At 70.1% G+C, this 7,324-nt stretch carries 6 protein-coding genes; all 6 read left to right on the top strand.

What is annotated here, in order from left to right; all coding sequences use genetic code 11:
- Positions 1-461: 461 nt before the first annotated feature.
- The 6 genes from ABZU75_RS16160 to ABZU75_RS16135 all read left to right on the top strand — a co-directional run bounded on the left by ABZU75_RS16160 (position 462) and on the right by ABZU75_RS16135 (position 7,213).
- Positions 462-1,373 carry an alpha/beta hydrolase gene (locus tag ABZU75_RS16160; RefSeq protein WP_355554594.1) on the top strand — a complete coding sequence of 304 codons (912 nt, stop codon included), beginning with the start codon at positions 462-464 and terminating at the stop codon, positions 1,371-1,373.
- An 80-nt stretch (positions 1,374-1,453) separates the two neighbouring features.
- Positions 1,454-2,635: an adenylyltransferase/sulfurtransferase MoeZ gene (gene moeZ / locus ABZU75_RS16155; protein WP_350960963.1), complete on the top strand. Its 1,182-nt coding sequence runs from the start codon at positions 1,454-1,456 to the stop codon at positions 2,633-2,635.
- A 175-nt stretch (positions 2,636-2,810) separates the two neighbouring features.
- Positions 2,811-3,545: a hypothetical protein gene (locus tag ABZU75_RS16150; RefSeq protein ID WP_355554591.1), complete on the top strand. Its 735-nt coding sequence runs from the start codon at positions 2,811-2,813 to the stop codon at positions 3,543-3,545.
- Complete coding sequence (locus tag ABZU75_RS16145; protein ID WP_355554589.1) at positions 3,539-4,822, top strand: S8 family serine peptidase; 1,284 nt, start codon at positions 3,539-3,541, stop codon at positions 4,820-4,822. Before ABZU75_RS16150 ends, ABZU75_RS16145 begins: the two co-directional genes overlap by 7 nt.
- Positions 4,823-4,952: 130 nt before the next feature.
- Positions 4,953-5,912, top strand: a complete 960-nt coding sequence (locus ABZU75_RS16140) for a hypothetical protein (protein WP_355554587.1) — start codon at positions 4,953-4,955, stop codon at positions 5,910-5,912.
- Positions 5,906-7,213, top strand: coding sequence for a S8 family serine peptidase (locus tag ABZU75_RS16135; RefSeq protein ID WP_355554585.1), 1,308 nt, complete (start codon positions 5,906-5,908; stop codon positions 7,211-7,213). The genes ABZU75_RS16140 and ABZU75_RS16135 overlap by 7 nt, the downstream gene beginning before the upstream one ends.
- Positions 7,214-7,324 lie beyond the last annotated feature (111 nt).

Genomic DNA, 7,324 nt, shown 5'->3' with positions numbered 1-7,324 from the left:
CCGGTCAGCGCCGTGCTGATCGCGAGCCCTGCGAGGACACCCTTGTACTTGGGCATTGCGTTTCCCCCTTGAAAGGATCGGTTGCCCCGATTTTCGGCACTTACCGAATCATCCGGGAATTACCGGAGATGGCGAGTGATGAGCCATCCCTGGTTGTCATGATTTCCTCGCATGTCTGCCGATAAACAGAGATCAAATCCTTTTACACTCTCCTTATCTATTTGTGGTCGATCTTGGATGGTTACCAGCTAATTTAAGATTAAATGTCTTTAATGTCGCATTTGTTCTTCGAGGGAGGGGGTGGCTGGAGGGGGTGTCTAGCTAATGGCGATAAAGTGTGTAATAAAAATATATCTAGCTAAAATAGGCTTATGTGCCTTTTGTGGCATACGGGGGCTGTCGTCTGTCGTATCGAGAGGCGAACTATCGTGGAAGAGCGGCCGGACGACAGGAGGAGACGCGTGGTACACAAACCGATCCCCAACTGGCAGGGCGAGATGGTCGACCTCGGCGACCAGCGGATCCACGTGCGATCGACCCCGCCAGGCCCCGCGGAGACCGCCGTCTACGTACACGGCCTCGCGGGCTCCGCGACCAACTGGACAGACCTGATGGGTGAGCTCTCCGACGTGGTGACCGGTCATGCCGTCGACCTGCCGGGCGCCGGATACTCGCCCGAGCCGCCCGGCGGCGACTACTCCGTCGACGCCCACGTACGGACCGTCACCGCCCTGATAGAGCGGGTCTCGCGGGCCCCCGTCCACCTGTTCGGCAACTCCCTGGGCGGAGCCGTCTCCGTGCGGCTCGCCGCCACCCGTCCCGACCTGGTCCGCTCGCTCACCCTGATCTCACCGGCCCTGCCCGACCTGCTGCCCAGGTACGGCCCCGCGCGGGTGGCGCTGTCCGCCGTGCCCAGGCTCGGCGAGTGGGCGGCGAGCCGGCTGAGCCTGCTGCCCGCCGAGCGCAGGCTCGGTGCCACGCTCGCCATGTGCTACGCCGACGTGGGGAGGATTCACCCGGAGCGGCTCAAGGAGGCGATCGAGGAGGTGCGCCGCCGGGACGGCCTCCCGTACGCGGGGGCGGCACTGATCAACTCGGCGCGCGGCATCGTCGCCGAGTACTTCCGGCGCGGGGAGACGAACCTGTGGCGGCAGGCGGCCCAGGTGACCGCGCCCACGCTGGTCGTGCACGGTCGCCACGACCGGCTCGTCAACCCCCGGATGGCGGCCCGTGCGGGCCGGACGTTCCCGCAGGTGAAACTGGTGCTGCTGCCCGACGCCGGGCATGTGGCCCAGATGGAGTTCCCCGACAGGGTGGCCCGCGAGGCCAGGATCCTGATAGGTGAGACGGTCCTCACTCCGGTTGGGGAATGACCAGGGCACCAGGTTAGGTTGTGAGTGGAGCGTGCTGCGCTAGCCGTATCGTCAAGACCCCCTGAAACGGGAGCAGAACTGTGTCGTTGCCACCACTGGTAGAGCCGGCAGCCGAGTTGACCGTCGACGAGGTGCGCCGCTACTCGCGCCACCTGATCATCCCGGACGTGGGCATGGCCGGGCAGAAGCGCCTGAAGAACGCGAAGGTGCTCTGTGTGGGCGCGGGTGGCCTGGGTTCCCCGGGGCTGCTCTATCTCGCCGCCGCCGGAGTGGGCACGCTCGGCGTCATCGACTTCGACGTGGTCGACGAGTCCAATCTGCAGCGGCAGGTCATCCACGGCCAGTCCGACGTGGGCCGCCCCAAGGCCGAGAGTGCCGCGGACAGCGTCAGGGAGATCAACTCCCTGGTCAACGTGGTCATCCACAACGAAGTGCTCACCACGGACAACGTGATGGAGATCTTCGCCGGCTACGACCTGATCGTGGACGGCACGGACAACTTCGCCACCCGTTACATGGTCAACGACGCGGCGGTCCTCCTCGGCAAGCCGTACGTCTGGGGCTCCATCTACCGCTTCGACGGCCAGGCCAGCGTCTTCTGGGCCGAGCACGGCCCCTGCTACCGCTGCCTCTACCCCGAGCCCCCGCCGCCCGGCATGGTCCCCTCGTGCGCCGAGGGCGGCGTGCTCGGCGTGCTGTGCGCGTCGATCGGCTCCATCCAGGTCAACGAGGCCATCAAGCTCCTCACGGGCATCGGTGAGCCGCTGGTCGGCCGTCTGATGATCTACGACGCCCTGGAGATGAACTACCGCTCGGTCAAGGTCCGTAAGGACCCCGAATGCGTGCTCTGCGGCAAGAACCCGACGGTCACCCAGCTCCTGGAGGACTACGAGGCGTTCTGTGGCGCGGTCTCCGAGGAGGCCCAGGAGGCCGCCTCCGGCTCCACGATCACCGCGGCCGATCTCAAGTCCATGCAGGACGCGGACGAGAACATCTACCTGATCGACGTCCGCGAGCCGAACGAGTACGAGATCGTGTCCATCCCCGGTGCGGTGCTCATCCCCAAGGGCGAGTTCCTCAACGGATCCGCGCTGGAGGGGCTCCCGCAGGACAAGAAGATCGTCCTGCACTGCAAGTCCGGTGCCCGTTCCGCCGAGGTCCTGGCGGTCATCAAGAGCGCGGGCTTCTCCGACGCCGTCCACGTGGGCGGCGGAGTGCTCAGCTGGATCAAGACCATCGACCCGAGCCTGCCGACCTACTGACCGGCCCGGTGGGGTTTTCACCGCCCGCGCCCCGTGGAGCACGCGCCCCACGGGGCGCTCGCCGTTCCCCTGCCGTTCGGGAGGCACTCGCCCCGCCGCCACATGTGCTTTCCGCTCCGACGGATATGGACGGAACGGCGGATGACACCCGCCTCACCGCATTAAGGTCGAGAGCGTGAACGAAGTCCCACGTCAGCGACGGCATTCATGGCCGGCGCTGGTCGTGGCATCGGCGCTGACGCTGTTCTGCGCGGTCGTGGCCGGGGTGGCGACCAGCGCCGCCGGAGCGGAGCTCACCCGGGGGCCGACCCAGGCGGAGCTCGATCGGGCGGCACTCGACGAGGTGGCCCGGCGCTGGCAGGCGTGGCCCGCCGGGCGGGTCTTCCCCAAGACGGTCCGTTACGCCGCGGAGCAGGGGGGCGAGGAGAAGGCCCGCAGGGTGGGCATCTCGCCGGAGACCCGCTGTGACGACGCGGTCGACGCCAAGCTGCGCAAGGCGCTTCGGGAGGCCGGCTGCCTGGGCATCCTGCGCGCCACCTACATCGACGCGCTCCAGGGGGTCGTCGTCACCATCGGGGTCGCGGTCTTCGCCGACGAGATCGGCGCCACCAGGGCCAAGGCGGCGCTGCCCAGGGGCGACCGGCCCTCGCCGGGCCTGAGGGCGCTGGCCTTCCCCGGCACCGTCACCGACCGGTTCGTCTCCGCGGGGCGCCAGGCCGGCCTCGTCCGGCAGGCGGGTCCCTACGTGGTGATGGCCACGGTCGGCCAGACCGACGGCCGGCCCGCCAGTGCGGTCGGCGAGCAGCGGCCCACCCTGTTCGCGTTCACCGGCGACATCGCCGACCGGATCCTCGCCGACCTGACCAGGCCCGCCCGTCCCGACTGTGCCTCCGCGGAGTGGCGATGCTGACCGTGCCGAGGCGCCTTTCCGCCGCCCGCGGGGCGCTCGCGGCGACGACGCTGCTGGCACTGGTGGTGCTGACGGGGGCGGCGGGACTGGCCCCGGCCGCGCGGGCCGACGACGTCAGGGACAGCCAGCAAGAGGTGCTGCGGACCCTCGACCTGCCCGCCGCGTGGCGGGTGTCCGAGGGGGAGGACGTGATCGTGGCCGTGCTCGACTCGGGGGTGGACAGCGGCCACCGCGACCTGGTCGGGTCGGTGATCGAGGGTAAGGACTTCACCGCCGGGGCCAACCCGCGGGGTGTGCAGCCCCTCCGGCTGCACGGCACGTACATGGCGTCGCTGATCGCCGGGCACGGTCACGGGCCAGGCGGGGCGGACGGGGTGATCGGTGTCGCGCCCCGCGCGAAGGTGCTGTCGGTGCGGGTCATCCTGGAGGACGAGGAGCCCGGCTTCCGGGAGTTCAACACCGCCGAGCGTTACGAGAACGTGGTGGCCAGGGGCATCCGGTACGCGGTGGACCACGGTGCCGACGTGATCAACATGTCGATCTCCAAGGAACTGGCGACCAGGGAGGAGCGGTCGGCGATCCGCTACGCGATCTCCAAGGGGGTCGTGCTCGTCGCGGCGGCGGGCAACGACGGCGCCGAGGAGACCGACGCCAGCGGCAACGCCCCCTACTCCTACCCGGCGGCCTTCCCGGGAGTGGTCTCGGTCGCCGCGACGGACCGGGGGCTGCGCCGTGCCTCGTTCTCCAACCGGAACCCCTCGGTCCTGGTGGCCGCGCCGGGGGTGGACATCCTCGGGGCAGGCCCCGGCGACGAGTACTGGGTAGGCCGCGGCACCTCGCAGGCGACCGCCCTGGTATCGGGGGTCGCCGCCCTCATTAAGGCGAAATATCCAGAAATGTCGCCCGTGCTGGTTGTCCAGGCGATCACTGCGGGAGCCACCCGGCGGCCCACCGGCGGCTACGACACCGGCATGGGCTTCGGCGTCGTCAACGCCACCCGGGCACTCGCCGCGGCCGCCAGGATCTCCCGGCACACCCTCACCGCGGAGGGGGCCGGTGGTCACGACCCCGCCCGCCCGCTGGGCCTGGCGGTCGAGCCGGTGCGGGTGGTCCACCGTGACCGGGACAGGATCAACCTGTACGGCGGGGTGGCCGTGGCCGCCGGGCTCGGCGCGATCGCCTGCCTGGTCACGATCGCCGTGTTCGTCGGCCGTGCGCGCTCGTCGACGACCTACCAGGAACCCACGCCCGACGCGGTCACCGCGCCCTGGCCGTGAGCACCGGGCCCGGACCCGGGTCGCGGCCGGAGCCGGGCCGAGGTCGGTACCAAGGTCGCCGCCGGAGCCGGCACCGCGAAAATGCACGCCGCTGATAGGGCGGAGAGGGCAGGCGACGTAGCATCGGAGTATGTCGCAGTCAGGGCGGTCCCAGGAGCCGGAGCGGCATCTGGGAGCCCCGGCCTCCCGCGCTCGCGGCGGCTGGCCACCGTCCGGCTCCCGGGTGAGCGCCGCCGGGGACGGCCGGACCAGGCGGGCGCCCGCGCAGGGCGCCACGGTCAGGCGGCACCGCGTGCGCTCCTGGCCCGCGGCGGGCCGTGACCGCGCGGCGATTCAGCGTGCCGAACTGGCGGCCCTGGAACAGGGCGTCCGGTTCCGTACGATCTTCCTGATCCTGGTGGGCACGATCCTCGCCATCGCCGCCACCAACGTGCTGACCGGCGCGGTCGGGCTGCTGCGCGAGACGAGCTCGCGCCCGCTGACCGCCGCCGAGCAGGCCCGCTACATCTCCGACGACATCGCCAGGCGCTGGTACACCTGGACCGCGGATCTGGTCTTTCCCGTCGAGCTGCAGTACATCGGCCTCAGCAGGGTCCAGCAGTACGCCCGCAGGGTCGGCCTCGCGCCCGAGGTGGCCTGCGCGGCCGGTACCGACGCGCAGGTGGGGTCGGTGCTCACCCGGCACGGCTGCCGCACGCTGCTGCGGGCCACCTACGTCGACCAGACGTCCACGTTCGTCTTCACCGTGGGCATCGCCGTGCTCGCCGACGAGGAGCGGCGGCTCGCCGCCTCCGCGCAGCTGGCCGTGGACGACAGGGTGGGGGTGCGGCCCGTGGCCTTCCCCGGCACGGCGACCGAGCTGTTCGGGGCGGCCCAGCGCCAGCACAACGCCTGGGTCGGCGTCGGCCCCTACATCGTCTTCTCCACCGCCGGTTACACCGACGGCCGCACCCGCCAGGCGATCGCCCCGGAGGAGATCCTGCACAGCGAGCTGTGGCCCGCGGCCCAGGCGGTCGCGGGGCGCATCGCCAGGGCCCTCGGCGACGAGCCGAGCGCCGTGCCCCAGTGCACCCAGGGGAACGTGTGCTGAGGCGGCGGTTGTGGGCGACGGGAGTGCTGGTCGCGATCTCGGTGGCGGTCCCGGTGGTGCCCGCCTTCGCGACCGTGCCCACCGAGATGCCCGCCGAGACGCCCGCCGCTCCGGTACTGGCCGCGCCGCCGGAGGGCGCCGCCGACGTGCGCGAGGATCAGCGCTGGGTGCTGGAGATGCTGCGCGCGCAGGAGGCGTGGAAGGTCACCAGGGGCTCGGGCGTCACCGTGGCCCTGGTCGACAGCGGGGTGGACGACCAGGTGGCCGAGCTGCGCGGGCGGGTGATCGCCGGACCCGACATGGGATCTGTCAAGTTCGACAGGAGCAAGCCGGACGCCGGACGGCACGGCACCGCCATGGCCTCGCTCATCGCCGGGGCGGGCAACGGCGAGGAAGGTCTTCTCGGGATCGCCCCCGAGGCCGGAATCCTCTCGCTGCCGCTGATCGTCGAGGAGCGGCCCAAGGACGGTTCCACGCTGCCGGAGGAGGATCTGCGCTCGCGCAACGACAGCCCGCTGGCCCGGGCGATCCGTTACGCCGCGGACAACGGCGCCAAGGTCATCAGCATGTCGCTGGGTGCCTACGGGCCGCACCGGAGCGAGCGGGAGGCGGTCTCCTACGCGCTGTCCAGGGGCGTGGTACTCGTCGCCGCCGTGGGCAACGACGGAGACTCCCAGTACACCATGGACAACTCCACCTCCTTCTGGAACTTCCCCGCCGGATATTCCGGGGTCATCGGTGTGGGCGCGGTGGACAGGCTGGGCAAGCCGGCGAGCTTCAGCAGTGACAATCTGTCGGTTCTGGTTTCGGCGCCCGGTGTCGGGGTACCGGTGGTCGTCCCCGGCGGAAACTACGGATCCTCTGAGGGGACCAGTTCGGCGACCGCGCTGGTGGCAGGGGTCGCCGCACTAATAAAAGCGAAATACCCGAATATCGCGCCGCAGATGGTGGCGCAGGCACTGGTCTCCACGGCTTCGGTGAGTCCCACCGCCGGCTATGACGACCACATCGGGTTCGGCGTCGTCGACGCCGCCGCGGCGCTCGCCAAGGCGGATCGGCTCGTGGCGGGTGCGGTGGAGATCTCGGTCCCGGATGACAAGCACTTCGGCGCCGGCGTCCCGCACGAGGAGTACAGCAGGCCGGGCCCCGATCCGCTGAGGCTCTGGCTTTACGGAACGGGCCTGGTCGGCGGCCTGGTGGCGTTCGCGGCGGCTGTGGTGATGCTCGGCCGGCACTCGGACGGGAATGGACCGGTAGTGGTCGACGCCGAAACGGCCAAGCGCGGGAGATCGCGGGGATAAGCGCAGTTTGAAGTCAATTAGAACGCGTTTAGGACACTGTTCGGATGCGGTAGCCCGAATGTCGGGATTTACACTCCGGGAAACCCGGAAGGTTCGCTATTCTCCCGCGTT

The organism is Streptosporangium sp. NPDC005286 (genome assembly GCF_040607515.1).
Lineage (GTDB): Bacteria > Actinomycetota > Actinomycetes > Streptosporangiales > Streptosporangiaceae > Streptosporangium.
The sequence above is the reverse complement of the archived record's forward strand: the minus strand, read 5'-3'. Positions and strand labels throughout refer to the sequence as shown.